Source organism: Pseudomonas capeferrum (genome assembly GCF_000731675.1).
In the GTDB taxonomy this organism is placed as follows: domain Bacteria; phylum Pseudomonadota; class Gammaproteobacteria; order Pseudomonadales; family Pseudomonadaceae; genus Aquipseudomonas; species Aquipseudomonas capeferrum.
This window is the reverse complement of the sequence record NZ_JMIT01000001.1, coordinates 2430486-2457069: the sequence shown is the minus strand read 5'-3', so window position 1 is coordinate 2457069 and position 26584 is coordinate 2430486. Positions and strand designations below refer to the sequence as shown.

At 61.6% G+C, this 26584-nt stretch carries 20 protein-coding genes; all 20 read left to right on the top strand.

The window, feature by feature from the left end; all coding sequences use genetic code 11:
- Positions 1–82: 82 nt before the first annotated feature.
- The 20 genes from fliD to fliE all read left to right on the top strand — a co-directional run bounded on the left by fliD (position 83) and on the right by fliE (position 26574).
- Complete coding sequence (fliD, locus tag PC358_RS10955; RefSeq protein WP_033699499.1) at positions 83–1468, top strand: flagellar filament capping protein FliD; 1386 nt, start codon at positions 83–85, stop codon at positions 1466–1468.
- Between the two features lie 128 nt (positions 1469–1596).
- Positions 1597–1998 carry a flagellar export chaperone FliS gene (gene fliS / locus PC358_RS10950; RefSeq protein ID WP_033699497.1) on the top strand — a complete coding sequence of 134 codons (402 nt, stop codon included), beginning with the start codon at positions 1597–1599 and terminating at the stop codon, positions 1996–1998.
- Positions 1999–2013: 15 nt separating this feature from the next.
- Positions 2014–2307, top strand: a complete 294-nt coding sequence (gene fliT, locus PC358_RS10945) for a flagellar protein FliT (RefSeq protein WP_033699495.1) — start codon at positions 2014–2016, stop codon at positions 2305–2307.
- Between the two features lie 168 nt (positions 2308–2475).
- Entirely contained in the window at positions 2476–3951 is a 1476-nt protein-coding gene (gene fleQ / locus PC358_RS10940) for a transcriptional regulator FleQ (RefSeq protein ID WP_033699493.1), read from the top strand.
- Positions 3952–4190: 239 nt separating this feature from the next.
- Complete coding sequence (rfbF, locus tag PC358_RS10935; RefSeq protein WP_033699490.1) at positions 4191–4961, top strand: glucose-1-phosphate cytidylyltransferase; 771 nt, start codon at positions 4191–4193, stop codon at positions 4959–4961.
- A complete protein-coding gene (gene rfbG, locus PC358_RS10930; protein WP_033699488.1) occupies positions 4952–6019 on the top strand; it encodes a CDP-glucose 4,6-dehydratase in 1068 nt (355 codons plus the stop codon). Before rfbF ends, rfbG begins: the two co-directional genes overlap by 10 nt.
- The gene (gene rfbH, locus PC358_RS10925; protein ID WP_033699487.1) at positions 6012–7337 is read left to right on the top strand and encodes a lipopolysaccharide biosynthesis protein RfbH; all 1326 of its coding nucleotides are present in this window, start codon (positions 6012–6014) and stop codon (positions 7335–7337) included. Before rfbG ends, rfbH begins: the two co-directional genes overlap by 8 nt.
- Positions 7337–8866: an N-acetylneuraminate synthase family protein gene (locus PC358_RS10920; protein ID WP_050506088.1), complete on the top strand. Its 1530-nt coding sequence runs from the start codon at positions 7337–7339 to the stop codon at positions 8864–8866. Before rfbH ends, PC358_RS10920 begins: the two co-directional genes overlap by 1 nt.
- A 1-nt stretch (position 8867) precedes the next feature.
- Positions 8868–10697 (top strand): thiamine pyrophosphate-binding protein, encoded by a 1830-nt coding sequence (locus PC358_RS10915; protein ID WP_033699484.1) that lies wholly within the window; start codon positions 8868–8870, stop codon positions 10695–10697.
- Entirely contained in the window at positions 10697–11332 is a 636-nt protein-coding gene (locus PC358_RS10910) for an HAD family hydrolase (protein ID WP_033699482.1), read from the top strand. Before PC358_RS10915 ends, PC358_RS10910 begins: the two co-directional genes overlap by 1 nt.
- A gap of 104 nt (positions 11333–11436) precedes the next feature.
- Positions 11437–12363, top strand: coding sequence for a class I SAM-dependent methyltransferase (locus tag PC358_RS10905; RefSeq protein ID WP_033699480.1), 927 nt, complete (start codon positions 11437–11439; stop codon positions 12361–12363).
- On the top strand, positions 12314–13393 hold the full coding sequence (locus PC358_RS10900) for an NAD-dependent epimerase/dehydratase family protein (RefSeq protein ID WP_241380839.1): 1080 nt from the start codon (positions 12314–12316) through the stop codon (positions 13391–13393). The genes PC358_RS10905 and PC358_RS10900 overlap by 50 nt, the downstream gene beginning before the upstream one ends.
- The gene (locus PC358_RS10895) at positions 13390–14733 is read left to right on the top strand and encodes a polysaccharide pyruvyl transferase family protein (RefSeq protein ID WP_033699477.1); all 1344 of its coding nucleotides are present in this window, start codon (positions 13390–13392) and stop codon (positions 14731–14733) included. The genes PC358_RS10900 and PC358_RS10895 overlap by 4 nt, the downstream gene beginning before the upstream one ends.
- 76 nt (positions 14734–14809) lie before the next feature.
- Positions 14810–15976: a class I SAM-dependent methyltransferase gene (locus PC358_RS10890; RefSeq protein ID WP_241380840.1), complete on the top strand. Its 1167-nt coding sequence runs from the start codon at positions 14810–14812 to the stop codon at positions 15974–15976.
- A 5-nt stretch (positions 15977–15981) separates the two neighbouring features.
- Positions 15982–16923, top strand: coding sequence for an FkbM family methyltransferase (locus PC358_RS10885; RefSeq protein WP_241380841.1), 942 nt, complete (start codon positions 15982–15984; stop codon positions 16921–16923).
- Positions 16920–18326, top strand: coding sequence for a glycosyltransferase family A protein (locus tag PC358_RS10880; RefSeq protein ID WP_033699473.1), 1407 nt, complete (start codon positions 16920–16922; stop codon positions 18324–18326). The genes PC358_RS10885 and PC358_RS10880 overlap by 4 nt, the downstream gene beginning before the upstream one ends.
- A 79-nt stretch (positions 18327–18405) precedes the next feature.
- The gene (locus tag PC358_RS10875) at positions 18406–23268 is read left to right on the top strand and encodes a glycosyltransferase (RefSeq protein ID WP_081874733.1); all 4863 of its coding nucleotides are present in this window, start codon (positions 18406–18408) and stop codon (positions 23266–23268) included.
- A gap of 133 nt (positions 23269–23401) precedes the next feature.
- Complete coding sequence (locus PC358_RS10870) at positions 23402–24622, top strand: sensor histidine kinase (protein WP_033699472.1); 1221 nt, start codon at positions 23402–23404, stop codon at positions 24620–24622.
- A complete protein-coding gene (locus PC358_RS10865; protein WP_033699471.1) occupies positions 24619–25983 on the top strand; it encodes a sigma-54-dependent transcriptional regulator in 1365 nt (454 codons plus the stop codon). The genes PC358_RS10870 and PC358_RS10865 overlap by 4 nt, the downstream gene beginning before the upstream one ends.
- 258 nt (positions 25984–26241) lie before the next feature.
- Positions 26242–26574, top strand: a complete 333-nt coding sequence (gene fliE / locus PC358_RS10860) for a flagellar hook-basal body complex protein FliE (protein ID WP_033699469.1) — start codon at positions 26242–26244, stop codon at positions 26572–26574.
- Positions 26575–26584 lie beyond the last annotated feature (10 nt).

The following is a 26584-nucleotide window of genomic DNA, read 5'->3' as shown; positions in this document are numbered from 1 at the left end:
CTGGCATGATTTTTGTTGCTGTTATCTATTTGATGGATTTATCCGCCAAGGATCCGGCAGCTACTGAACAAGGAGAGCAATGATGGCAGGTACAACAGTCAGCGGTATTGGCTCGGGCATTGATACCCAGGCGATTGTCGATTCCCTGGTAGCCGCGCAGAAGGCGCCGAAGCAGGCGCAGATCAATACCCAAACGCTGAAGGCAACCACCACGTTGTCCTCTATCGGCAAGATTCAGTCGGCCCTGGATGCCTTCCGCGGCGCCTTGACCAACATGACCGACACCAACAGCTTCGGCGGTTTGAGCCTGAAGTCTTCGGATGAGAAGGTCGCGACCGTCACCATGGGTACCGGTGCTGCCAACGGTTCGTTCAAGTTGATTGTCGACAAGCTGGCGACTGCGTCGAAAATCTCGACCAAGGTCTATGCGAACGGCGCGGGCTCGGTAGTCAATGCCGGTAGCACACCGACCACCTTGACCATTCGTCAGAATGACAAGAACTACGATCTGAGCGTTCCTGCCGGCGCAACACTGCAGCAGGTGCGCGATAACATCAACAGCCAGTTCGGCGTGGCGGGCCTCAGCGCCAACGTGCTGACGGATGCCAATGGCTCGCGTTTGATCATCACCTCGACCAAGATGGGTGAAGGCTCCGACATTACGCTGCTGGGCGATTCAGGCATCGATACGGGCTATACCGTTGTCGATGAGCCGGCCGACGCTGAGTACACGCTCGACGGCATTGCCATGAAGTCCAAGACCAATGACATCACCGATGCCGTCAGTGGTCTGAACATCAAGCTGATTGGCACTTCACCGAAAAACGCTACCTCTGGCGAAGTGACCGCTACCATCCTTTCGCTGAGTACCAGTTCCACGACGCTGAAGTCGGGCCTCAAGGGTTTCATCGATACCTACAATGCCTTGCTCAATGTCATGAACGCAGAAACCAAGGTCACCAAGAATGCCAACGGCACCATGACCGCCGCGGCGCTGACCGGTGACGCCGCGATGCGCACCTTGATGTCCTCCATTCGTGAGGAGCTCAATGCGGTGTCGGGCAAAGGTACCTTGAAATCGCTCGCGGCCTTCGGTGTCACCTCGGCCCAGGATGGCGGTGCGCTGAGCCTGGACGACAAGAAATGGGACAAGGTTGCCTCGACCAATGCGGCAGACCTGACCAGTATTTTCAATGGCAAGGACGGCTTGCTGGCGCGCCTGCAGAAGGTCACCGAGCCATTCGCCAAAGCCGCCACTGGCTCCCTCGCCGAGCGCTCCAAGACCCTGAGCGAGAGCCTGACCAAGCTCAAGAGCGAGCAGGACTCGCTGGATGCCCGTATGGAAGCCCTGCAGAAAAGCCTGCAGGACAAGTACAACAACATGGATACCCTGGTCACTCAGTTGCGTCAGCAGCAGAACTCGGTGCTGAGTACCCTCAACGCACTGAACAAATCGAGCGACGATTGATCAGTGGGCGGTGCGTGAAGCCCGGGCGTGACGCCCGGCTTCATGTCATCGGCCGGTAAAGTTTTCCGCCTTTTGCCCGATACAGGGAATATCACCCCCCTTTAGCCTGCCCGTCACGAGGTCGCAAGATGAATCCCATGAGAGCCCTTCGTCAGTACCAGAAGGTCAATTCCCATGCCCAGATTTCCGAAGCCACGCCGCATCGCCTGGTGCAGATGCTGATGGAGGGTGGCCTTGATCGCATGGCGCAAGCCAAGGGTGCAATGGCCCGTGGCGACATCGCGGAAAAGGGGCTGATGCTCGGCAAGGCGATCGACATCATCATCGGCCTGCGCGATGGGTTGTTGCCTGAAAAGAGCGAAAACCCGGAGTACGTCGAAAAGCTCGACGCCCTTTACGTCTATATGACCAACCGCTTGATGCAGGCCAACGTCGACAACGATGCCGGCATTATCGACGAAGTTGCCCAGCTGCTGATTACCGTGAAAAGCGGTTGGGACGGCATCGCCGACGCCCAGCCCGCCAGCTGACGGAAGGAGATTACCGTGACCGCACTGCAACGCCTCGATGACACCTGTGATGCCCTGATCGGCGCCTTGGGTGAACGTGACTGGGATGCCATTGCCAAGCTGGATGTGGCGTGCCGCGCGTGCATCGACGAGGTACTGGAAACCCACGCGATGGACCAGGTGTTGCTGCGCGGAAAGTTGGAAGGGGTGCTGCGGGTCTACCGCAACCTGATCGATGTGACAACCGGTGAACGCCAGGCAATTGCCGAAGAGATGATGCAGATCAACCAAGCGAAAAATGCTTCGAAGGTTTATCATCTGTTCAGTTAATATGCGCACAACTGAATAAAAGGCGCCATAAATTTGACTGTTTGGGCCTTTTTGACTTTACTAGTGGCTGTTTTCGAATTTCAGACGTCCGAACACTGACCATTCAGTCGGAATGATGTCGAGCATGCCCTTGCAGGGCGCCGATATGACTAGGGAAGTTGCTATTGCATGTGGCGTGAAACCAAGATTCTGCTGATCGATGACGACAGCGCGCGCCGCCGCGACCTTGCGGTGGTGCTGAACTTTCTCGGCGAAGAAAACCTCGCTTGCTCAAGCCAGGACTGGCAACAGGCGGTCGAGACGTTGTCCTCGAGTCGTGAAGTGCTGTGCGTGCTCATCGGCGCTGTAAACGCTCCGGGCAATCTCCTAGGGCTCGTTAAGACAGTGGCGGGTTGGGATGAGTTCCTTCCTGTTCTGCTTTTAGGTGAAATTTCTTCTGCCGAGCTCCCGGAAGACCTTCGTCGCCGGGTACTGTCCAACCTGGAAATGCCACCAAGCTACAGCCAGCTGCTGGATTCGCTGCACCGTGCTCAGGTCTATCGCGAGATGTACGACCAGGCCCGCGAGCGTGGCCGCCAGCGCGAACCCAACCTGTTCCGCAGCCTGGTCGGCACCAGCCGTGCCATCCAACACGTGCGGCAGATGATGCAGCAAGTGGCCGATACCGACGCCAGCGTGCTGATTCTGGGTGAGTCCGGCACCGGCAAGGAAGTGGTGGCGCGCAACCTGCACTACCACTCCAAGCGCCGCGAAGCGCCGTTCGTGCCGGTCAACTGCGGCGCGATCCCGGCCGAGCTGCTCGAAAGCGAACTGTTCGGCCACGAGAAGGGCGCCTTTACCGGGGCGATCACCAGCCGTGCCGGGCGTTTCGAACTGGCCAACGGCGGTACCCTGTTCCTCGACGAAATTGGCGACATGCCGTTGCCGATGCAAGTCAAGCTGCTGCGTGTGCTGCAGGAGCGTACGTTCGAGCGCGTGGGTAGCAACAAGACCCAGAGTATCGACGTACGCATCATCGCTGCGACGCACAAGAACCTCGAGAGCATGATCGAGGACGGCACCTTCCGCGAAGACCTGTACTACCGGTTGAACGTGTTCCCCATCGAGATGGCGCCGCTGCGTGAGCGGGTAGAAGACATCCCGTTGCTGATGAACGAGCTGATTTCGCGCATGGAGCACGAAAAGCGCGGCTCGATCCGCTTCAATTCGGCTTCGATCATGTCGCTGTGCCGCCACGGCTGGCCCGGCAATGTGCGCGAGCTGGCCAACCTGGTCGAGCGCATGGCGATCATGCACCCGTACGGGGTGATTGGCGTGTCCGAGCTGCCGAAAAAATTCCGCTACGTCGATGACGAAGACGAGCAGATGGTCGACAGCCTGCGCAGTGACCTGGAAGAGCGCGTGGCAATCAATGGCCACGCGCCGAACTTCAGCAACCCTGCGATGCTGCCGCCTGAAGGGCTGGACCTGAAAGACTACCTCGGTAGCCTGGAACAGGGCCTGATTCAACAGGCGTTGGACGACGCCAACGGTATCGTTGCGCGCGCGGCTGAACGTTTGCGCATTCGCCGTACTACGCTGGTGGAGAAGATGCGCAAGTACGGCATGAGCCGCCAGGGCGGCGAGGACCAGGCGGAGGATTGACGCCTGGGCCGGGGTTTTCGCCTCGGTTTTTCTGTCGCCCATTAGTTGAGCGCCGCCCATGCGACGCTCGATTTCCTCCCTGTCACACATCCCAAGCCCTGCCTCGATTCCCTTCGCCTATAAAACCGATTCCGCAGCGAATGCCAGCATAAAGCAGGCATGCGTTTTGCTTTGCATAGCATAAAGGGCCAGGGGTCAGTTTTTTGTCACCCCTCCGACCAATGCGGACAAACAGCATAATGAAAGCAGTCATTCTGGCCGGTGGGCTGGGCACACGCATCAGCGAAGAATCCCACCTGCGCCCAAAGCCGATGATCGAGATAGGCGGCAAGCCGATCATCTGGCACATCATGAAGATCTACTCGCACTACGGTATCAACGACTTCGTCATTTGCCTGGGCTACAAGGGCTATGTGATCAAGGAGTACTTCGCCAACTACTTCCTGCACATGTCGGACGTCACCTTCGACATGGCGGAAAACCGCATGGATATCCATAACCGCCACGCCGAACCTTGGCGGGTGACGCTGGTGGATACCGGGGAAAACACCGCCACCGGGGGCCGCCTGAAGCGTGTCCGCGACTATGTTGGCGATGAAACCTTTTGCCTGACTTACGGCGATGGTGTGTCCGACGTCGATATCCCCCAACTGATCGACTTCCACCGGCAGCACGGCAGGCTGGCCACGGTTACCGCCGTGCAGCCGCCGGGGCGTTATGGCGCGCTGGATGTGCAGGGCGAGCAGGTACGTGGCTTCCAGGAAAAACCCTTGGGCGACGGCGGTTGGATCAATGGCGGCTTCTTCGTGCTGGAGCCGGCCGTGCTCGATTACATCGAAGGTGACGACACCACCTGGGAATACGAGCCGCTGCGTCGTCTGGCCAAGGAGGAGCAGCTGATGAGCCACCTGCACCGTGGCTTCTGGCAGCCGATGGACACCCTGCGTGATCGCATGCTGCTTGAAGAACACTGGAAAAACGGCGAAGCAGCATGGCAGCTATGGCGCTGAACCCGGCATTCTGGGCTGGGCGCCGAGTCCTGCTGACCGGGCATACCGGCTTCAAGGGCGGCTGGCTGGCCGTCTGGCTGCGCCAGCTTGGCGCCGAACTGCGCGGCTTTGCCTTGCCTGCCGCGACCACGCCATCGTTGTGGCAGGCCGCGCAGCTGCAGCAGCAGATAGCCGGCGATTTCGCCGATATCCGTGATGCTTCGGCCCTGGCTCGTGCCTTGAAGGATTTCCAGCCGGAGGTGGTGCTGCATCTGGCGGCTCAGCCGCTGGTGCGCGAATCCTATCGTGCGCCAGGCGACACCTACGCAACCAACGTCATGGGCACGCTCAACCTGCTGGAGGCCGTGCGTGCCACGCCTTCGGTACGCGCGGTGCTGGTGGTGACCACCGACAAATGCTACGACAACCGCGAATGGCCCTGGCCCTACCGGGAACAGGACGCCCTAGGCGGCTTCGACCCCTATAGCAGCAGCAAGGCCTGTGTCGAACTGCTGTGCGCGAGCTACCGCGATTCGTTCTTGCGTACCACCGGCGTGGCCCTGGCTACGGCGCGCGCTGGCAATGTGCTAGGGGGCGGGGACTGGTCTGCCGAGCGCTTGCTGCCGGATATCTTGCGTGCCTGGGAGGATGGCCAAGAGGTGATCTTGCGTTATCCCGATGCGACGCGCCCCTGGCAGCACGTACTCGACCCGCTGATGGGCTATCTGCAGCTGGCGCAGGGCTTGCTGACCGATGCCGAGCGACACGCCGCAGCCTGGAACTTCGGCCCTGACAGCGCAGGGCTGGCCAGCGTCGGCGAGATCGTCCGGCGCCTTGCCGAACGTTGGCCAGGCGAGGCGCGCTGGTCGGTTGCCGGCGATGCCCAGCCGCACGAAGCCGGCCTGCTGGCGCTGGACTCCAGCAAGGCGCGGCAGATGCTTGGCTGGTCGCCCCGCTGGTCGCTGGATGACACCCTGAAACAGACCCTGGACTGGCATCTGGCCTGGCGCGCAGGGCGTGATATGAACATCGTTACCCGCGAGCAGATCGCGGTTCACCAAGGCGGATCCCATGAGTGACAGTACGGCGCAGCAGTTGCGCCAACAGATTGCCGAACTGGTCGGGCGCTATGCCGATCTGCAGATGGCGCCGAAACCCTTCGTGGCGGGGCAGAGCAGCGTTCCGCCTGCCGGCAAGGTGATCGGCGCGGGCGAACTGCAGGCGATGACCGAGGCCGTGCTGGATGGCTGGCTGACCACCGGGCGCTTCAACGAAGCGTTCGAGAAGCGCCTGGCCAAGTACCTGGGCCGTCGCTGCGTACTCACCACCAACTCGGGTTCGTCGGCCAACCTGCTGGCGTTTTCCGCGCTGACCTCGCCACGTCTCGGCGACCGCGCGATCAAGCCCGGCGACGAAGTGATCGGCGTTGCCGCCGGTTTCCCGACCACCGTCAACCCGATCCTGCAGTTTGGCGCGGTACCGGTGTTTGTCGATGTCGAGATGGGCACCTACAACATCAACCCGGCGCTGATCGAAGCGGCCATCGGCCCGAAGACCAAGGCCATCATGCTCGCCCATACCCTGGGCAACCCTTTCGACCTGGGCGTGATCCGCGCCCTGTGCGACAAGTACGGCCTGTGGCTGATCGAAGACTGCTGCGATGCCCTGGGCTCCACCTATCAGGGGCGCATGGTCGGCACCTTCGGCGATATCGGCACGCTCAGCTTCTACCCGGCGCACCACATCACCATGGGCGAGGGTGGGGCAGTGTTCACCGACTCGCCGTTGCTCAAGCGCATCATCGAGTCGTACCGCGACTGGGGCCGCGATTGCTACTGTGCGCCCGGCGAAGACAACACCTGCAGCAAGCGTTTCTGCTGGAAACTGGGTGGCCTGCCGCAAGGCTACGACCACAAGTACACCTACTCGCACCTGGGCTACAACCTGAAGATCACCGACATGCAGGCCGCCTGCGCGCTGGCGCAGATGGACCGGGTCGATGATTTCGTCGCTGCGCGTAAACGCAACTTCGGCTGGCTCAGCGAGCGTCTGGCCGGTTGTGCGGACCAACTGATTCTGCCCCAGGCCACCCACGACAGTGACCCCTCCTGGTTCGGCTTCCCGATTACCCTGCGCGACGGCAGCGGCGTGAAGCGCCTCGAGCTGTTGCGTTACCTGGATGAACAGGGCGTGGGTACCCGCCTGCTGTTCGCCGGCAACCTGACGCGCCAGCCTTACATGCAGGGGCTGAACTACCGGGTTTCCGGCGAACTGCCGGTCACCGACAAGATCATGAACGACACGTTCTGGATCGGCCTCTGGCCGGGCTTGAGCGATGACCATCTGGAACATGCGGCCAGTCACATCGAAACCTGGCTCAATCGAGGAACCCACTGATGAGCACTGCCTCTTCCGCCAACACCGGTACGTTGTTCGACAAACCGCTGTTCATCCTCGAAATGGCCAACAACCACATGGGCGATGTGGCGCATGGCGTGGCGCTGATTCGCGCATTTGCCGAGGTGTGCAAGGCGTTCCCGTTTCGCTTTGCCTTCAAGCTGCAATACCGTGACCTGGATACCTTCATTCACCCGGCGATGCGCGGCCGTGACGATGTGAAGTACATCAAGCGTTTCGGCGAGACACGTTTGTCCCGTGAGCAGTTCGATACCCTGGTGGCGGAAATCCGTGCCAACGGCTTCCTTTGCCTGTCCACGCCGTTCGATGAGGCATCGGTAGGCGTGATCGAAGAGCAGGGGCTGGATGCGATCAAGATCGCCAGTTGCTCGATGAGCGACTGGCCGTTGCTGGAACGCGTGGTACAGACTCAGCAGCCGCTGATCGTCTCCACGGCCGGTTCGACCCTGGATGAGCTCGATCGTCTGGTCAGCTTCCTAGCCCACCGGGAAAAGAGTTTCGCCATTCTGCATTGCGTAGGGGAGTACCCGACCCCGGATGCCAACATGCACCTGTCGCAGGTGGATTTTCTGCGTCGGCGCTACCCTGACGTGCGCGTGGGCTTTTCCACCCATGAAAACCCGGACAACACCGATATCGTCAAGATCGCGCTGGCCAAGGGCGCGCGTATTTTCGAGAAACACGTCGGCTTGCCCACCGAGCAATTCCCCATCAACGCCTACTCGGCAAGCCCTGAGCAGGTTCGGCACTGGCTGGAAGCGGCGCAATATGCCTTGTTGCTGTGTGGTGAAGGCGAGCAGCGTCTGCCGGTGAACGAGCGTGAACGCGACAGCCTGCGCTCCCTGCGTCGTGGTGTGTTTGCGCGCAGGCCCATTGCCGCGGGTGAGGTGGTGCAGGCAGACGACGTGTATTTTGCCTTCCCGCCGCAAGACGGGCAGGTCACTGCCAACGACTGGTCGAAGTACGCCACCTTCACTGCCCAGGCGGATATCCCTGAGCATGGTGCGCTGAGCACGCAGAACAGCACACGGCGCGATGTGCGTGACAAGGTCTGGGCGATTGTCCAGCAAGTGCGCGCACAGTTGAGCGGCAGCCATGTAGTGGTGCCGGGGCGGGTCGACCTGGAGATCTCCCACCACTATGGCCTGGAGCAGTTCGACGAAATCGGTTTGACCATGCTCACGGTGGTCAATCGCGGTTACTGCAAGAAACTGCTGATGCTGCTGCCAGGCCAACAGCACCCTGAGCAATACCACAAGCGCAAGGAAGAAACCTTCCACGTCCTGCATGGCGAGCTGACGCTGCAGCTGGACGGTGTCAAGCGGGTCTGCCGTCCGGGGGATGTGGTCACCGTCGAGCCGGGTGTTCGCCATGCCTTCCACAGCGAGAGTGGGGCCATTATCGAAGAGCTGTCCTCCACGCATTTCAGCAATGATTCGTTCTATACCGACGAAGCGATCAATGCCAATCGCGACCGTAAAACCCTCTTGAGCTATTGGATGGACTGACGTGCCAAGCCCCTATCGTGTTGCAGACTACATTGCTGACTTCATTGCCGATCTGGGTGTGAAGCACGTCTTCCTGTTGCCAGGCGGAGGTGCCATGCACCTCAACGACGCGGTCGGCAAGCACCCCAACCTGGATGTGGTGGCCTGCCACCATGAACAGGCCGCCGCGATTGCCGCCGAAGCCTACTGCCGGATCAACGAGAACATCGGTGTGGCGATGGTCACCACTGGCCCGGGAGCGACCAATGCGGTGACTGCCGTTGCCGGTGCCTGGATCGAGTCGGTGCCGTTGCTGGTCGTCTCCGGCCAGGTCAAGCGTGCCGACCTGCTGCGTGGCGCGCCACTTCGGCAGAAGGGCGTGCAGGAAGTGGATATCGTCAGCGTGGTCGAGCCGATCACCAAGTATGCGGTGACCGTCCAGCAGCCAGAAGATATTCGCCGCGAGTTGGAGCGCGCTGTCTTTGTAGCGCGAGATGGCCGTGCCGGCCCGGTATGGATCGACGTACCGCTGGACGTGCAGGGCGCGCCGATCGATGCCGACAGCCTGGTGGGCTGGGACGAGGCCACAGCACCCGTTGCAGCGCTGGACGCGGCAACGCTGGAGCAGATCCGCAGCTTGCTTGACGGTGCCCAGCGGCCGCTGATCCTCGCCGGCCATGGCGTTCGCTTGAGCGGTGCGGCTGCAGCCTTCCGTGATTTGATCGAAAGCATGGGCGTGCCGCTGGTGACGACCTGGAATGCAATGGACCTGCTGCCTCACGAGCACCCGCTGTATGTCGGTCGCCCAGGCGTGGTAGCGCTGCGTGCACCGAACTTCGCAATACAGAATGCCGATCTGCTGATCACCATCGGCTGTCGTCTGGACAACATCATCACCGCCTATGCGCCGCGCGACTTTGCGCGCAACGCACGCAAGATCGTCGTGGATGTGGATGCCAACGAGATCGCCAAGCTCGACATGGACATCGATGTCGCCGTTACCCGCGATGCCGCCAGCTTCATCGAAACACTGGCCGCTTCGCTGAAAGGTGCCTCGTTCAACCGCCCGCAATGGTTGGCACGTTGCCGCGACTGGAAGTCACGCTATGGCGTCAACGACGGCAAGCCTTTCGCGGCCAGCGGGCCAATCAGCCACTTCCAGTTTGCAGACGCGCTTTCCAACGCCGTGCCGGAAAATACCCTGGTCAGCACCGGCAGCTCGGGGTTGGCGGTCGAGGTCTTCTACACCGTGTTCCGCAATCGCCCAGGCCAGCGTGTATTCCTGACCTCTGGCCTGGGCGCCATGGGTTACGGCCTGCCCGCTGCGATTGGTGCGTGCTTCGCCAACGGCAGCAAGCCGATGGTGGCGGTGGAGAGCGATGGCAGCCTGCAACTGAATATTCAGGAGCTGGCCACGCTGCGCGGGTTCAACCTGCCGATCTGCCTGGTGGTGATGAACAACGGCGGTTATGCCTCGATTCGCAACACCCAGCGTAACTACTTCGAAAGCCGCTATGTCGGCACCGGCCCCGAGGCGGGCTTGTGGATGCCGGACCTGGAAGAACTGGCACGTGCCTACCACTTGCCGTTCAAGCGCATCAGCGATGCCGCCGAGCTGGAGCAGGGCCTGGCCGAGGCCGTGCAAATGCCGCGTCCGATGATCGTGGAAGTGGTGTTGATGAAGGATGAGGCGTTGAGCCCGAAGGTTGCGGCAATTCCGCAGGCGGATGGCTCGATGACCTCGATGCCGCTGGAAGACATGAGCCCCTTGCTGCCGCTGGCGGTATTGGAGGAAGAAATGGCTGGCAACATCGCCCCGGTATCGCGCCAGGTTCGGCAGCAGGTCAATTGATGAAACGCCACGTCCTGTTCGACTTTGACGGCACCTTGGTGGACTCGGCGCCGGCCATTCTTGTCTGCTTTACCCGTGTGCTGAAGGCGCACGGGCTGCAGGCCATGCGCCCCATCGATGCCAGCCTGATCGGGCCGCCCTTGCGCCAGACGCTGGCGACACTGAGCGGCAGTGACGACGCAGCATTGCTGGATGCCCTGAGCGCCTCGTTCAAGGACATTTACGATTCCGAAGCCTGCCTGGAAACACCGGCCTATGCGGGTTGCCAGGCGATCTTGGAGCAGCTGCGCGAGCAAGGCTTCAGTCTGTCCATCGCGACCAACAAACGTCTGCTGCCGACCCAGCGCATCATTGCGGCATTGGGTTGGCAAGGGCTGTTCAGCGACGTGTATGCCAGTGACTCCTACCCTGATCGCTACACGGACAAGGCCGGCATGATCGCTGCCTTGCTGGGGGATGGCGGCATTGCCGCGCAATCGGCCCTTTACATTGGCGATACCGTCGCAGACGGTCGTGCAGCGGCGGCCAATGGTGTCGAGTTCTGGCCAGTCGCTTGGGGCTATGGTCAATTTGCCAGTCATGAGCAGCCATTGCCTTCGCCGCAACAGTTGCTGGAACGCCTGGTGCGCGCATGAACACAGCCGCTACAGCCAACACATGCCCCTGCTGCGCAACGGTCGAGCGCGTATTGCCCCGCCCGCAATATACCGCTTGCCGGCTGTGTGGACATCGTTGGCGGATGCCGATGGACGAGGCGGGCTACTATGAAACGCTGGTCGCTCGTAACGATCTGAACACGCCTTGGTTCAAGCGCAAGATGCGTGAACGTGTCGCCGCGGTATCCGACTTGCTGAAGACAGGCAAGGAACGCGTGCTCGAAGTCGGCTGTGCGGAAGGTGAACTCGGGCGCGAGATCAAGGCGCGCTTTGCCGTCACCTATGAGGGTGTGGAGTTGTCGCAGGACAGGGTGCTGGCGACGCAGAAACTTGACCGCGTATTCCACACGCCAGCCAGCGAGATTGAGGCAACGCCGTACCAGTTGATCGTGTCCTTCCATGTGCTGGAGCATATTGCTCGACCCGAGCAGGAGCTTGCGGCCTGGGCGAGCCTTCTGAGTGCGGACGGGCGTGTGCTGATCGAGGTGCCGAACCAGGCCGGGCATCCGCTGCTGGCCAGTGATCGCAATCCCGAGCACCTGCACCAGTTCACCCCGGCGTCGCTGGCCCTGCTGCTCGCACGTTGCGGCTTTACCTGCGAAGCGTTGTCCGTGGGGCATTACGAATCGCCGGTCTACTCGGACTCGGTGCGCCTCGTCGCCCGCCTGCAGCCTACGGCAGCGCAACGCGAGCAGCGTCTGCTGCAGCGTTTTCGTGAGCAAACCGGCGGCCCGTTCCTGGTGTACGGCATTGGCGGCGACTACCTCAATTATCTGGCACCGATTGCCGAGTCGCTGGATATCCACGCCCTGCTGGACTCATCAGAAACCAAATGGGGGCAGCGCCTGGGTAAACACGTGGTGTGTGCCTACGATTCGCAAGTGCACGCGGAGTTGCCCATCCTCATCTGCTCCATTCGCTTCGCCATGGACATCCGTCAGCACCTGCTCGACCTTGGGATTGCAGCGCAGCGCATCATTGGCCTGGATAGCATCTATGAAAACGCCTGATCCCGTTCTCGCTGCGGACTTGAGCGGGATGCTCGCAGCCCTGCTGCCCTGGGAAGCCCTGCACGGCCGTCATATTCTGGTCACTGGCGCCTCGGGCTTCATTGGTGGGCATGTCGTCGAAGCCCTCGTCTGGCTCAATCGGCGTCAGCCTCAGGCGAAGGTGCACGTGTACGCACTGGCGCGGGACCTGGCAAAACTGCGTCAGCGCATGCCCTGGCTGGATATTCCAGGCGAAGTGACGCCTCTGATCCAGGATGTCACCCAGCCCTGCGGCCTTGCTGCACCGCTGGATTTCATCGTCCATGCCGCCAGCCCTGCCAGCCCCAAGGACTATCTGCAACGGCCGGTCGATACGATCCGTGCCAATACCGATGGCACCCGGGCACTGCTTGAGCTGGCCCGGGACAAGCAGGCACGTTTTCTGTTTCTCAGCAGTGGTGCGGTGTACGGCGACAACCCTTGGCAAACCGATGCGATCGCGGAAGGTGATTTTGGCCGGGAAGACCCGTTGGCTCCACGGGCCTGCTACGGCGAGAGCAAGCGCTTGGCCGAAACGCTGTGCCAGGCCTACCACACCCAATACGGTGTGGATGCCAGGATTGCGCGGATTTCCCATTGCTATGGGCCGGGTATGCGGCTGGACGATGGCCGGGCGATCTCCGATCTGCTTGCCGATGTCCTTCACAACCGGGATATCCAGCTGGATTCCGATGGAAGCGCCTCGCGTCCGTTCTGCTATGTCTCCGATACCGTGCTCGGGCTGTTCCACATCCTGTTCCGGGGCGAAGCGGGCCATGCCTACAACGTCGGTGAAACGCAGGAAACCAGCATCCTGGAATTGGCCGAAAAGTTGATTGCCTCAGCCGGTAAGGCAGGGCAGCTCACGGTCAGGCCGCAGGCGCGCAGTGGCCCGGCACCTGCCGTGAGAAACGCCGGGCATTTCAATATCGACAAAATTCGCGCTTTAGGGTGGGCGCCACTCACACCTTTGGATGTGGGTTTGTCCCGACTCTTGCAGGCCCATACATGACCGCTCCCGATTCGCGTCCGACACTCATTGGTTACCTCCCTCCGCCTGAGGGCATTAGAAAGACCGGGGCCAACTACCAATATCATTCTCAATTCATCAATATTGGGGATATTGTTTACGCTCATGCCGGCGCCATGTTGACCTCGGGGCGTCATGTTGAGGCGTGGAATTTTCGGATGACCGCAGAAGAGGTCAATGAACGATTTTCCAAGGTGATATTTTTCATTCCTTGCAGAATTGCGCCGCCTCCGTATGACCAGGATGGTTACCCTTACGCGTACGTCACGGACTTTATCGAGAAACTGAAAATTCCTTTTTTCAGTCTTGGCGAATCCATTCAAGCCAGGGAGTACGATTATCAGCCCGGCTTCCACAAGCAGCTTTCTCCTGCCGTGGTTCGCTACCTGAGTGTGATTGCCGATCGGTCACCGGTGGTGGGGACGCGCGGTTATTATTCAGCGGACGTGCTGAATAGCCTCGGGATCAAGAATGCCGTTCCTTTAGGCTGCCCGTCCCTCTACCTGAATGGCCCTTCGCTGCGTACGTCCTTGCTGGAGGTGCCGCACAACCCTGAAAAGGTTGCGGTGTGCTACTCGAACTATCAGGGCAATCGTCATAGCCGCATCGACGACGTTCTGCGCCTGGCCAGTCAGCACGATTATTACTATGTCGAGCAGGTCTTTGGCCTGCTTGCGCAGGCGCTCTATTACCCCGGGAAGGTCAGCGGGGCTGATATCCATGCGGCGCGGCGTTTCTATAAAGACTTGGCGCCTGTGCTGGCTTTGTTGAAACAAAAGCGCGTTCGCTACTTTACAAACTATAGCCTGTGGAAGGCATTCCTCGGCTCGATGGATTTTGTGTTCGGTGCCCGCATGCATGGTTTGACGCCGGCGCTGCATGCCGGTAAGCCTGCCGTGTTCATTGCGCACGATTCGAGGGTGCGGGAAATGTGCGAGTTCTTCTCACTGCCGTTTGTGGCGGAGCATGAGCTACCCGCGTCAATGGATATCAACTTCTTCTTGTCACGCTGTGACTACACCGCGACGCTTTCGCGGTATCAAGATGCCTATGCGCGATTCGTTCAGACGCTGCGCACGCTTGGGCTCGACGGCAATATCGATGCAGCGGGTTCGATTATTGATAGTTGGGAACCTGAGCCTGACGTGCAGGTGGCCAGCGAGGAGCGCGTCCCGCGTTACTCACCCGAAGAAATGTTCAACCTGGAGCAGCAACTTGCTATTTGCGCCGGGATTCCGGACGAGACCTTTTTGAAGCTTGCCCAGATCAGTGATATTTCCCAACGTTGGTACCGTTCTCGTCTCAATACACAGGCGGGTTAAAACCGCTTTATTTGGCCAGTTATTGTTGCGTCTTTCGGTTTTGGCAAGGCCGTTCGTAAAGTTCAGGGTAGGCGATATGAGAGCGTGTGAAATTTGTAGCGGAAGCCATCTAGAGCAACTGCACCGTCAGCATTTTCTGTTCCCGGGGCTTCCCCAGGCCGTGCATTACGATGTGGTGGCCTGTCGCACCTGCGGTTTTGCCTACGCCAGCGACATTCCGGATCAGTCGGCGCTCGATCAGTTCTATCAGAACGTCGAGCATCACCTGCATACCGACCTGCCGCCCGGGTTGGCGCGTATTCACGGGGATTTCTTCCACTTCGTCCAGCAACATGCAGACCTGGCAAGCGATGCTCGCATTCTCGATATCGGTTCGGGCATGGGGCATTTCCTTGCACATTTCAAACAGGCAGGCTTCCAGCGCTTGCTCGGTATGGAGCCCAGCCCGGCTGCAGCCAAGCTGGCGCACGAAATCTACGGGGTGGAGATCAGAAGCGCGACCGTGGATGCTTTCGTCACTGAAGAGCGCTTCCAGTTGATCAGCCTTTGCGGCGTGCTGGAGCATATTGCCGACCTGCGCAACAGCATGGCCAAGATTGCGGCGCTGCTGGCGGACGATGGTTATCTGTTCATCGCGGTTCCCGATGCCGAGGCCTTCGGCAAGACGCCGCCGGCTGAGCCCTTCCTCGAGTTTGCGCTGGAGCACATCAACTTCTTCAGTGCCGTCAGCCTGGACAACCTGCTGGCTGCCAGCGGCTTCGAGAAAGTGACGGTCATCTCCCAGCACAACGATTTCTACGACAACCATTACCTGCTGGCCATGTATCGCAAGACGACCAAGGCAGCGAAGCGTTTCACGCTTGATGCTGTGGCGGCTGCCAGCCTGCTCAGTTATGTCGAGCTGTCGCGGCAGGTATTGCGCCCGGTGGAAGCGCTGGCCGAGCAACTGGAGGCCAGTGCCGAGCCGGTGCTGATCTGGGGCGCTGGCGCGCTTACCAGCCGGTTGCTCTGCGATACCCGGTTGGGCAAGGCCAATATCTGCGGCATCGTCGACCGGAACAGGAACCTGCAGGGCAAACCCCTGCTCGGTGTGACCATTACCGGCCCCGATGAGCTGGCGCAGCACCAGGGGGCCACGGTCTTCATTGCCAGTACCACTTACGCTGCAGAGATCCGCGACACACTGATCCAGCAACATGACTGGCGCGGCAGAATCCTCAGCCTCGCCACCGGAGCCAGGTAATGCCGATGAACACGCTTAACCACATCCGTGCGGCCTACGAGGCCGGGGAATCTGCCAAGCAGGATTACATCGAGGCCATCCACGTACGGCACGCCAGCCTGTTCGAGTACCCCGAGTTCCTCGCCGGTACCGACGTGGAGTCTCTGCGTATCCTGCCGGAGGGCGTCTTCGTGCGTTCCCGCTCGCAGCAGATCGAGTTGTTTCTCGACCCCCAGGACCAGCACCTGGTGCCCTGCACCCTGATGAACTTCCGTGCCTATGAAACACTGGAAACCGAGTTCCTCAAAGCCATCACCCCGGAAAACGGGGTGGTTCTAGACATCGGCGCCAATTGCGGCTGGTATGCCCTGGCGCTGGCACGGCACTGCCCCTCGGCGCGGATTCACGCCTTCGAACCGATTCCGCATACCCATGAGATTCTAGAGCGCAACATCCGCCACAACGGCTTGTTCAACATAGAGGCGCACCGGCTGGCCTTTTCGAACCAGCAGGCGACGCTGGAGTTTCTCTACACGCCCAACTGTTCCGGCGCCACTTCCCAGGTGCTGGCCGGGCAACCGGGCAGCCAGGAAAGCCTGCAGAAGGTGTCCTGCCCGGCCACGACGCTGGATAGCTTCTGCGCGCAGCATGAGCTGGCGCCGCAGATCATCAAGTGCGATGTAGAGGGTGCGGAGTTGATGGTGATCCAGGGCGGCGAGGCGATGCTCGCTCGCCATAAGCCGGTGATTCTGATCGAGCTGTTGAGGAAGTGGGCCAGGCAGTTCGACTACCACCCCAACGAGGTGGTGGAGCGGCTTGGTCGTATCGGCTATCAGGCCTTTACCCTGAGCAAAGAGGGGCTGCACCCCTGCCCGGGCATTGACGAGCAAACCCAGGAAACCAACTTCGTCTTTGTGCACGAGCAGCAGCACCGTCAGATCGCCGACCTGCTGCGGTCCATGCCATGAACCCAGCCATTCCGCCGCTGACCGTTGCTCTGCTGACTTACAACCGACTGGACTACCTCAAGCAGTCCCTCGCTGCCGTGCTCGGCCAGAGCTTCGAGGATTTCGAGCTGCTGGTTCTCGACAATGGCAGCAGTGACGGGACGGCGCAGTTCATTCTGGGCCTGCAGGACCCGCGAATTCGTTACGTCAGGAACTCGCGCAATGTTTCCACCGTGGAGTTCAACTGCCGTTCGGCTTATCACCTCGCCCTGGGGCGACGGGTGATCGTCACCCATGACGACGACGTCATGGAGCAAGACATGCTGGAACGGCAGATGCGCTTCATGGATGGCCACCCCGAGGTGCGGCTGGTGTGGACGCGCGTCAGCGACATTGATCAGGATGGCCATGCGCTGGTCGGGGGCAGCACCGTGCCTGACGCGGAGCGAATTTTCGCGCCCGGGGAATACATCAGCAGTTTCCTCAAGGAGCGGCTGTGGCCGATGCCCAGCGGTGTGATGCTGGAGCGCGCCGTACTGCCCAAGTTGTATGCGGTACACGCGTGCCTCGGCGAGGCGGCTGCGCGCAAGAAAACCCTGGAGACGGCGGGCATCGAGGACGTGCTGATGCCGGCGCGCATCAATCGCCGGCATGCCATCGGCTACCTTGACCAGCCCTTGCTGCGCCGTCGGGTGCATACCCAGCAGTTCTCCCATGCGGCGAGCCTGTCGCTGCCTGGGGTCGCCCTCTATCGAGACCTGAAGCACATCGCCAAGGGCGTTCCCGGGCTGGAGGCAGAAACCCTGCATTTCGATGCCTTCACGGCGCGCTTCTTCATTCAGGAAGCCATTACGACCCAGCCCGCGAGGGCGATCAACAACGGCATTTTGAAGAAGATTGGTAAAACGGCCGACGGCCTGCAGCGCAACATGGCATTGGCCCCCGACGCCTTTCTGGCGGGCCTGCCTGTGTTTCTGCTGGCCCAGCTTCTGTCGCTGGGCGAACCGGCGTGCCAACTGAACACGCTGTCGGCCTCCGGACATGCCAGCGCTACCGAGAAACTTCTGAGCTGGGCGCGCAAAGCCACCGCAACGCCGCGCTCGAGCATCCTGGCCGGCCTGGAGGGGCGCAGGATCATCATCTTCGGTAGTGCCTTCATCGCCGCGCTGCTGATTCTTGAAGCCGAGAAAAACGGCGATCAGGTCGTTGCCTGTATCGATTCCAACATCAATCGCCAGGGCAGAGAAATGCTGGGCGTACCCATTCAGCCCTTGGCCTGGATGAGTGAGCACGTGGAAGAGGGCGATGTCGTGGTCATCAGTTCCGAGCGGGATCATGAACATTACATTGAAGCGCTTATCCATCAGCACCTCAGGGCAGCGACACGCGTCGTGTCCTGGAAGGACCTGACGGCATCTGCGTGATTCACGACATACAGGCTACGTGCCGACAGGCGCCGTGTCGCTTGACGCAAGCGAGCAACCATTTTTGGGAAGTGACAGCATGACGAATTGGGCTTTGATCGCAGGTGGGCGTTGTGCCGGGCAACCTTGGCGAGTACGGGTAGCCGGTTTTTGCCTGGAAGATCAGCAGGCATTCCTGCTGTCCGATGCGGACTGGGAAGGCTTGCAGCGCAAATTGCCGCTGCAGCCCCTGACGGTGTATGGCTTGAGCAACGGGCTGTTGTTCGAGCGGGCTACCGATGCCGCAGGAGAGGCCGATGGCGTGCTTCTGATTGCCCACCCTCGTCAGGCCCAGGCGGTGTGCGAGTTGCCATCAAAAGCACAGCGATATCTGCTATTAGGTAATGCCGAGCAACGGGAGGCGCTGCAAGAAGAAGCCGTCTTCAGCAAAATTCTTGTCCCGGCAAAGGAAGGCCAGCCCAGTACTTCGCTGGTCTGCCTGGATTACCTGAAACTTCCCGATGCTGACGCATCCGACTCGCAAGCGTGGCCAATCACCCGAGATACGGAAGATCGCGACTACTCCAGGAACTACCATTGTTCGGCAGACTACTGGCTGTACAAGGTAACCACCGCAATCGCTGATGATGCCGCTGCGGTACGGCACATCGAGCCCCTGCTGAGTGTCGTGATCCCGACCTACAACCACGGGCGTTACCTTGGCCAGTGTGTCCAGTCGGTACTCGACCAGGGCGTGGACGATATCGAGATCCTGGTGTTGGACAATGCGTCCACGGACGACACCACCGAGGTAATGGCGGCATTCGCGGGCAACCCGAGCGTGCGTTACATCCGTAACCGATACAATTTCGGCCCAGGCTACAACTGGCGCAATGGTTTGCGTATCGCACAGGGGCGGTACTTCACGTTCCTTTCCGCCGACGATTTTTTCAACCCGGGCCACCTGTCGCGCCTGTTGCCTACGCTGGAAAGCCAGCCCCATGTGGCGGTTGGCTATACCGGCATTCGCTGGGTCAATGGCGCTGGGCAGGCGTTGAACCAGCCTCGTCATCCCGGTTACCGCAACGGCGATTATGTCGGTGGGCGCAATGAAGTCGCTGACCTGCTGATTTTCGACAGTTACATGACACCGTCGGCAGTGATCTACCGGCGTGAGGCATTTTGTCAGGTCTGGAGTCCAGGCAAGACGTACGGTGCCGGTGACTGGGAAATGGTCGTGCAGATGGCGGAGCGTTACCCCGATTTCGCCTATGTCGATATGCCCGGTGTCAGCTATCGCTGGCACGGTGCGCAGGAGTCGAACCAGTTCTACGCCTCCGTTGAGCCATTGATCGGGCACCTTGCCATTGTCGAGGGGGTATTCGAGCGCAATGCGCAGCATCACCTCTACGGGCGTGAGCGCGAGGTGGCGGCGCACCTCGAACGGCGTCTGGAGCAATACCCTGGCGAGCAGCATTCCGAGTTGGGTGCCCGGGCGCGCCAGCTCTGCGAGCGTTTGGAAGGGCAGACGCGGCGGCAAGAAACGACGTTGTTCTCGATTATCGTGACGACCTACAACCGCCCGCAATTGCTCAGCGATGCGCTGAACAGCATTGGCCACCAGTCTTTCAAGGACTTCGAGGTCATTCTGGTCAATGACAACGGCGACCCGGTCGAGTCGCTGCTGGCTGATTACGATTTCCCTGTCACGTACATCCGCCAAGGCCGTAATCGCGGCCCTGCCGCTGCCCGTAACACCGCTTTGCACCTGGCCCGTGGTCGGTATGTCGTTTATCTGGACGACGACGACCTGTTCCTGCCTGGTCATCTCGAAGCATTGGCCAACGCGCTGGCGGCTCACCCCGACAGCGTGGTGTATACGGATGCGGTGTTCATTCAAGAAACGATCACGGCGGGCGAGAGGGCCGAGGTGGCGCGTGAGCAGCGCTACCCCCACGAGGCGTACTCCCGCGAACGGTTGCTGGTCAACAACTACATCCCGGTCAACACCTTTGCCTGCCCACGTGCGCTTGCGCTGGCCGTAGGGGGCTTCGACGAATCACTGACAGGTCTGGAGGATTGGGACTTCCTCATGCACTTATGTGCTCGAAGCGCTTTCCACCATGTTCGTGATGAGACGGTGCAAGTGCGCATGCGCCGGGATGACAATGCCCCTGCACGACGTTCGGAGCAGGCACTGCAAGATTACCCTGCGCTGTATCGTGAGTTGTATGCACGCCATGCCGACTGTGGCAGCGATGAAGTCAAGCGCGGGCGCCAGCAAATGCTGGAGCATCTGGGCGAAAAGCCCAAGTCATTGACACTGCAAGACTGGCTGGCCGAACGCGTTCCGGATGCCATGCAGAGCCGGCTGATCGGGCAGCGCCTGCAAGCCCATCAGGGTGGGCCTGTAATCGGGGTCATCGTGGTGGACGCTGAAGGGCATGCGGATGCCTTGAAAGCATCGCTGCAAAGCTTGAGCAGCGATAACTGCCTTTACCCCACAGTGAAAGTCATCGCGCTGACGCCGGGGGAGGCACCCGCAACTTCGGCCCAGGGCAAACTGCAGTGCCTGCGTTTGAGCGACGCCAGCCTCAGCGACCAGCTCAACCAGGCAGTGCTGGCGGGTGAGTTCGACTGGTTCATGCTGGTAGAGGCGGGCGTTGAGTTCACTGCCAGCGGCCTGCTGATTGCCGCGCTTGATCTGCTGGCAGCGCCTGGCTGTCGGGCCGTTTATGGTGATGAAGGTTTGCGTGGCGATGGCGCGGAAATGGGCGCTGCGCTGCGCCCTGACCTCAACCTTGATCTTCTTCTGAGTTTGCCGGCGAGCCTGTCACGCCACTGGTTGTTCAACCGTCAGGTGTGGCTGGACATGGGCGGCTTCCGCCAGGAGGCAGGCCAGGCGTTCGAGCTGGAGTACATCCTGCGCCTGATCGAGGCCGCCGGTTTCGAGGGGCTGGGGCATATCAGCGAGCCGTTGCTGATCAGCGATGCGCAGACGCTGCGCGACTGCCCGGACGAGCGCGAGGTCATTCAGCGCCATCTGCATGCACGCGGTTTTCCGCAGGCTCGCGTCGAGTCGCGTCTGCCCGGGCGTTATGACCTCGACTACGGCGCCCCCGGTGATTTGCCGGTCAGCATCCTGATCCTGCTCCAGGGCAACAGCACGGAGCGGGCGCAGCGTTGCATGGAAACCATCCTGGAGAAGACGCCCCATCGAAACTACGAGGTGCTTCTGCTGGCGCGCAATGATGCCGGCCCAGCAGTGAGCAGCTGGCTCGATAGCGTTGCCCAGCTCGGCACCGATGCCATTCGTTGCTTGCGTTTCCCTGCCGGCATGGCGCCTGCGCACATGCGCAACCAGGCCGCCGAGCAGGCGCGTGGTGAGTTCCTGCTGTGGCTGGACGAGGGCGCTGCGGTGCTCGATAGCGACTGGTTGCAGCAGATGCTCAACCATGGCGTGCGCCAGGAAGTCGGCGTGGTGGGGGCCAAGCTGGTGGCGGGGGACGCTACCATCAGCCATGCCGGTTTCGTGCTCGGCCTGAACGGCCCGGTTGGCGAAGCCTTTGCCGGGCAGCCGCTGGATGCATCTGGCTACCTGCAGCGGCTGCAGGTCGACCAGAACTATGTCGCAGTGAGCGGCAAGTGCTTGCTGGTGAACAAGGGTCTGTTCCTTGAGGTGGGTGGCTTCGACGAGACACCCGAGCTGCAGCGCTGGGCGGATGTCGATCTGTGCCTGCGCCTGTCCCGTGCCGGCTACCTGAACGTGTGGACGCCGCGTGTGCAATTGCTGCTCAGCGAAGATGCGGCAACGCCGGCCAGCACCGAGGAAGAAGACGCCTTGTATGCCCGCTGGCTGCCGGCACTGGCGCGAGACCCGTTCTACAACCCGAACTTCTCGCTGTCGTCCACCAATGGCTTCGGCCTGGCGCCCACCCAGCTGAGCTGGCGACCGCTGTCGTCCTGGAAGCCGCTGCCGACGATCCTGGCCCATGCGGCGGACAGGCAGGGTTGTGGCAACTACCGGGTCATCCAGCCGCTCGATGCGCTCAGCCGCGAGGGGCTGGCCGAGGGGCTGCTGTCGTGGAATCACCTGGCACCAGGCGAACTGGAGCGTTACCAGCCGGACAGCATCGTCCTGCAGCGCCAGGTGGGCGACGAGCAGATTGAGCACATACGCCGGATGCGCGCGTTTTCGCAGGCCTTCAAGGTCTTCGAGCTGGACGACTATCTGCCCAACCTGCCGATCAAGAGCGTACACAGGGCGCACATGCCCAAGGACATTCTGCGCTCCATACGTCGCGGCCTGGCCTATGTGGACCGCTTTGTCGTCTCTTCGCAGCCGCTGGCCGAGGCCTTTGCCGGCCTGCATGACGATATCCGGGTGGTACACAACACGCTGGATACCCGCTACTGGAAAGGCCTCAACGCCCAGCGCCGGCAGTCGCGCAAACCGCGTGTCGGCTGGGCGGGCGGCGCAAGCCACACGGGCGACCTGGAAGTGATCGCGGACGTGGTCAGGGAGCTGGCCAACGAGGTGGAGTGGGTGTTCTTCGGCATGTGCCCGGATAAGCTGCGGCCTTATGTGCATGAGTTCCACCAAGGCATTGCCTTTGAACACTACCCCGCGGCGCTGGCCAGAATGAACCTGGACCTGGCCCTGGCGCCCGTCGAGCAGAACCTGTTCAACGAGTGCAAGAGCAACCTGCGCCTGCTGGAGTACGGCGCCTGTGGTTTCCCGGTGATCGCCAGCGACGTACGTTGCTATCAGGGCTACAGCGACTTGCCGGTCACCCTGGTGAAGAACCGTTTCCGTAGCTGGGTAGAGGCCATCCGCATGCACCTTGCCGACCTGGATGCGACGGCGAAGGCGGGTGATGCACTGCGCGATGCGGTGCAGGGCGGCTGGATGCTCGAAGGCGACAACCTGAATCACTGGCGCAAGGCCTGGCTGCCGGATTGAGCCTGGCTGGCCTCCCTCGCCCATTGCGGGCGAGGGAGGCAGCGCATCCGAAAATCCCCATCTTCGGCACGGCTATTGCTACACCGCTGGCAACATACCGTTTTTATGACGGTCAGCCACGCGAGAGAGCACGATGCCCCAGGCCGCCCACGTTTCCCGAGCCCCCGATCCGCAGGGGCATGCCCTGATCGAGCAGGAAAGCCGACAGGGTGTCGAGCAAGCCTTCGCCCTGTTCAACCAGGTCTCCAGCCAGCTGAGCCAGTCCTACAGCCTGCTTGAAGCGCGGGTCAGCGAACTGAAGGGCGAGCTGGCGGTGGTCAGCGCCCAGCGCATCGCCGAACTCAGCGAAAAGGAACGCCTGGCCAACCGCCTGCAGAACCTGCTGGACCTGCTGCCCGGCGGGGTGATCGTGATCGATGGCCACGGCCTGGTGCGCGAAGCCAACCCGGCCGCCTGCGAACTGCTCGGCGAGCCGCTGATCGGCGAGCTGTGGCGCCAGGTGATTGCCCGCAGCTTCGCCCCGCGCAAGGACGACGGCCATGAAGTCTCGCTGCGCGACGGCCGCCGCCTGTCCATCGCCACCCGCTCGCTGGATGCCGAGCCCGGCCAGTTGGTGCTGCTCAACGACCTGACAGAAACCCGTCGCCTGCAAGACCAGTTGGCTCGCCACGAGCGCTTGTCGTCGCTGGGGCGCATGGTCGCCTCGCTGGCCCATCAGATCCGCACGCCCCTGTCGGCAGCCATGCTCTACGCCAGCCACCTGGCCGATAGCGAGCAAGACCTGAGCGTGGAAACCCGCCAGCGCTTCGCCGGTACCTTGAAGGAGCGCCTGCACGAGCTGGAGCACCAGGTGCGCGACATGTTGGTGTTCGCCCGTGGCGAGCTGCCGCTCGGCGATCGGGTGAGCCCCAAAGGGCTGTTCCAGGCCTTGCAGCAGGCCGCGCAGTCGCACGTGCAAGGGCATGCCGTGCGTTGGCAGTGCGACAGCCACCTGGGCGAGCTGCTGTGCAACCGCGACACCTTGGTCGGCGCCATGCTCAACCTGATCGAGAATGCCCTGCAAGCGAGCGAGGCGCCGGCGCGGCTCAAGGTGCACGTGTTCCGTCGCCAGCAGGTGTTGCACCTGTGCGTGAGTGACGCCGGCAGCGGTATCGACGCCGACGTGCTAGGCCGCCTGGGCGAGCCGTTCCTGACCACCAAGGCCACCGGCACCGGCCTGGGCCTGGCCGTGGTCAAGGCCGTGGTGCGGGCGCACCAGGGTACGCTCAGCGTGCGTTCCAAGGTCGGGCGCGGCACCTGCGTGCGAGTCGAGCTGCCGTTGATCGATGGGCAACTGGCGGAGGCGCACGGATGACCATCAAGGTGCTGCTGGTCGAGGATGACCGCGTGTTACGCCAGGCGCTCGGCGATACCCTGGAAATCGGCGGTTTCGCCTACCGCGCCGTGGGCAGTGCCGAAGAGGCACTGGAGGCTGTGCTGAGCGAGGCCTTCAGCCTGGTGGTCAGTGACGTGAACATGCCGGGTATGGATGGGCATCAGTTGCTGGCGCAGTTGCGCCGCCAGCAGCCGCAACTGCCGGTGTTGCTGATGACCGCGCATGCTGCGGTGGAACGTGCCGTGGAAGCGATGCGCCAGGGCGCAGCCGATTACCTGGTCAAGCCGTTCGAGCCCAAGGCGCTGCTGTGTTTGGTGCAGCGCCATGCTGCCGGGCGCGTGAGTGCGGTGGACGAGGAGGGGCCGGTAGCCTGTGAGCCGGCCAGCCGACAATTGCTGGAGCTGGCCGCGCGCGTGGCGCGCAGCGACTCGACGGTGCTGATCTCGGGTGAGTCGGGTACCGGCAAGGAAGTGCTGGCACGCTTCATTCACCAGCAGTCCCCGCGGGCAGCCCAGCCCTTCGTGGCGATCAACTGCGCGGCGATCCCCGACAACATGCTCGAAGCCACCTTGTTTGGCCATGAGAAGGGCGCTTTCACCGGCGCCATCGCGGCCCAGGCCGGCAAGTTCGAGCAGGCCGAGGGCGGCACCTTGCTGCTCGACGAAATCTCCGAGATGCCGCTGACGTTGCAGGCCAAGCTGTTGCGGGTGTTGCAGGAGCGTGAGGTGGAGCGGGTAGGCGGGCGCAAGCCGATCAGCCTGGACATCCGCGTGCTGGCCACCACCAACCGCGATCTGGCGGGCGAAGTGGCAGCGGGGCGGTTCCGTGAAGACCTGTATTACCGATTGTCGGTGTTCCCCCTGGCCTGGTGCCCGTTGCGCGAGCGCAAGGGCGACATCCTGCAACTGGCCGAACGCCTGCTGGCCCGCCATGTCGGCAAGATGAAGCATGCGCCGGTGCGCTTGTCTGCCGAAGCGCGGGCCTGCCTGCAGGCGTATGCCTGGCCGGGTAACGTGCGCGAACTGGACAACGCCTTGCAGCGGGCGTTGATCCTGCAGCAGGGCGGGGTGATCGAGGCGGCGGATTTTTGTCTGGCCGGCGCCATTCCATTGTCGGCGGGCGCGGCGCCTTCATTGCCCGAAGTGGCGGTCGAGGTGGGTGGCCTGGGTGATGACCTGCGCCGCCATGAGTACCAGACCATCATCGACACCTTGCGCGCCGAGCGTGGCCGCCGCAAGGAGGCCGCCGAGCGGCTGGGTATCAGCCCGCGCACCTTGCGTTACAAGCTGGCACAAATGCGCGATGCCGGGTTTGACGTCGAGGCCAGCCTTTTTGGCTGATAAGCCGCAGGTGCGGGTTATGTCGGGTGCGGCCTTTGTAGGAGCGGCCTTGTGTCGCGAATGGGGCGCGTAGCGGCCCCGGCGATTTTTGCTGCGCAACAGAACCTGGGGCCGCTGCGCGCCCCATTCGCGACACAAGGCCGCTCCTACAACGGCGCGTTAAATCAGAAGGGTGGCAAGGCTGGCACCTTTGTTGCTTTACACGAGCTATCCGCCGCATGAGTGTCAAAAAAATGCGGCCGCCGGAGAGAGAAGGTCATGAGCCAAGGTGTTGAATTCAATCGTCTGATGCTGGACATGCGGGCCATGCAGGCCGACGCCATGTCGTTGCCCAAGGTGTCCGCCGCGCCTGAGCTGGCGCCGGGCCAGAGCAGCTTTGCCGACATGCTCGGCCAGGCCATCGGCAAGGTGCATGAGACCCAGCAGGCCTCCACCCAGCTGGCCAACGCCTTCGAGATTGGCAAGAGCGGCGTCGACCTGACCGACGTGATGATCGCTTCGCAAAAGGCCAGCGTTTCCATGCAGGCGATGACCCAGGTGCGCAACAAGCTGGTCCAGGCGTACCAGGACATCATGCAGATGCCGGTTTGAGGACGGACGT

Coding starts and splice junctions, on each gene's coding strand:
- fliD (WP_033699499.1), top strand. CDS start 83: ATGGCAGGTACAACAGTCAGCGGTATTGGCTCGGGCATTGATACCCAG.
- fliS (WP_033699497.1), top strand. CDS start 1,597: ATGAATCCCATGAGAGCCCTTCGTCAGTACCAGAAGGTCAATTCCCAT.
- fleQ (WP_033699493.1), top strand. CDS start 2,476: ATGTGGCGTGAAACCAAGATTCTGCTGATCGATGACGACAGCGCGCGC.
- rfbF (WP_033699490.1), top strand. CDS start 4,191: ATGAAAGCAGTCATTCTGGCCGGTGGGCTGGGCACACGCATCAGCGAA.
- rfbG (WP_033699488.1), top strand. CDS start 4,952: ATGGCGCTGAACCCGGCATTCTGGGCTGGGCGCCGAGTCCTGCTGACC.
- rfbH (WP_033699487.1), top strand. CDS start 6,012: ATGAGTGACAGTACGGCGCAGCAGTTGCGCCAACAGATTGCCGAACTG.
- PC358_RS10920 (WP_050506088.1), top strand. CDS start 7,337: ATGAGCACTGCCTCTTCCGCCAACACCGGTACGTTGTTCGACAAACCG.
- PC358_RS10910 (WP_033699482.1), top strand. CDS start 10,697: ATGAAACGCCACGTCCTGTTCGACTTTGACGGCACCTTGGTGGACTCG.
- PC358_RS10905 (WP_033699480.1), top strand. CDS start 11,437: ATGCCGATGGACGAGGCGGGCTACTATGAAACGCTGGTCGCTCGTAAC.
- PC358_RS10895 (WP_033699477.1), top strand. CDS start 13,390: ATGACCGCTCCCGATTCGCGTCCGACACTCATTGGTTACCTCCCTCCG.
- PC358_RS10890 (WP_241380840.1), top strand. CDS start 14,810: ATGAGAGCGTGTGAAATTTGTAGCGGAAGCCATCTAGAGCAACTGCAC.
- PC358_RS10885 (WP_241380841.1), top strand. CDS start 15,982: ATGAACACGCTTAACCACATCCGTGCGGCCTACGAGGCCGGGGAATCT.
- PC358_RS10880 (WP_033699473.1), top strand. CDS start 16,920: ATGAACCCAGCCATTCCGCCGCTGACCGTTGCTCTGCTGACTTACAAC.
- PC358_RS10875 (WP_081874733.1), top strand. CDS start 18,406: ATGACGAATTGGGCTTTGATCGCAGGTGGGCGTTGTGCCGGGCAACCT.
- PC358_RS10870 (WP_033699472.1), top strand. CDS start 23,402: ATGCCCCAGGCCGCCCACGTTTCCCGAGCCCCCGATCCGCAGGGGCAT.
- PC358_RS10865 (WP_033699471.1), top strand. CDS start 24,619: ATGACCATCAAGGTGCTGCTGGTCGAGGATGACCGCGTGTTACGCCAG.
- fliE (WP_033699469.1), top strand. CDS start 26,242: ATGAGCCAAGGTGTTGAATTCAATCGTCTGATGCTGGACATGCGGGCC.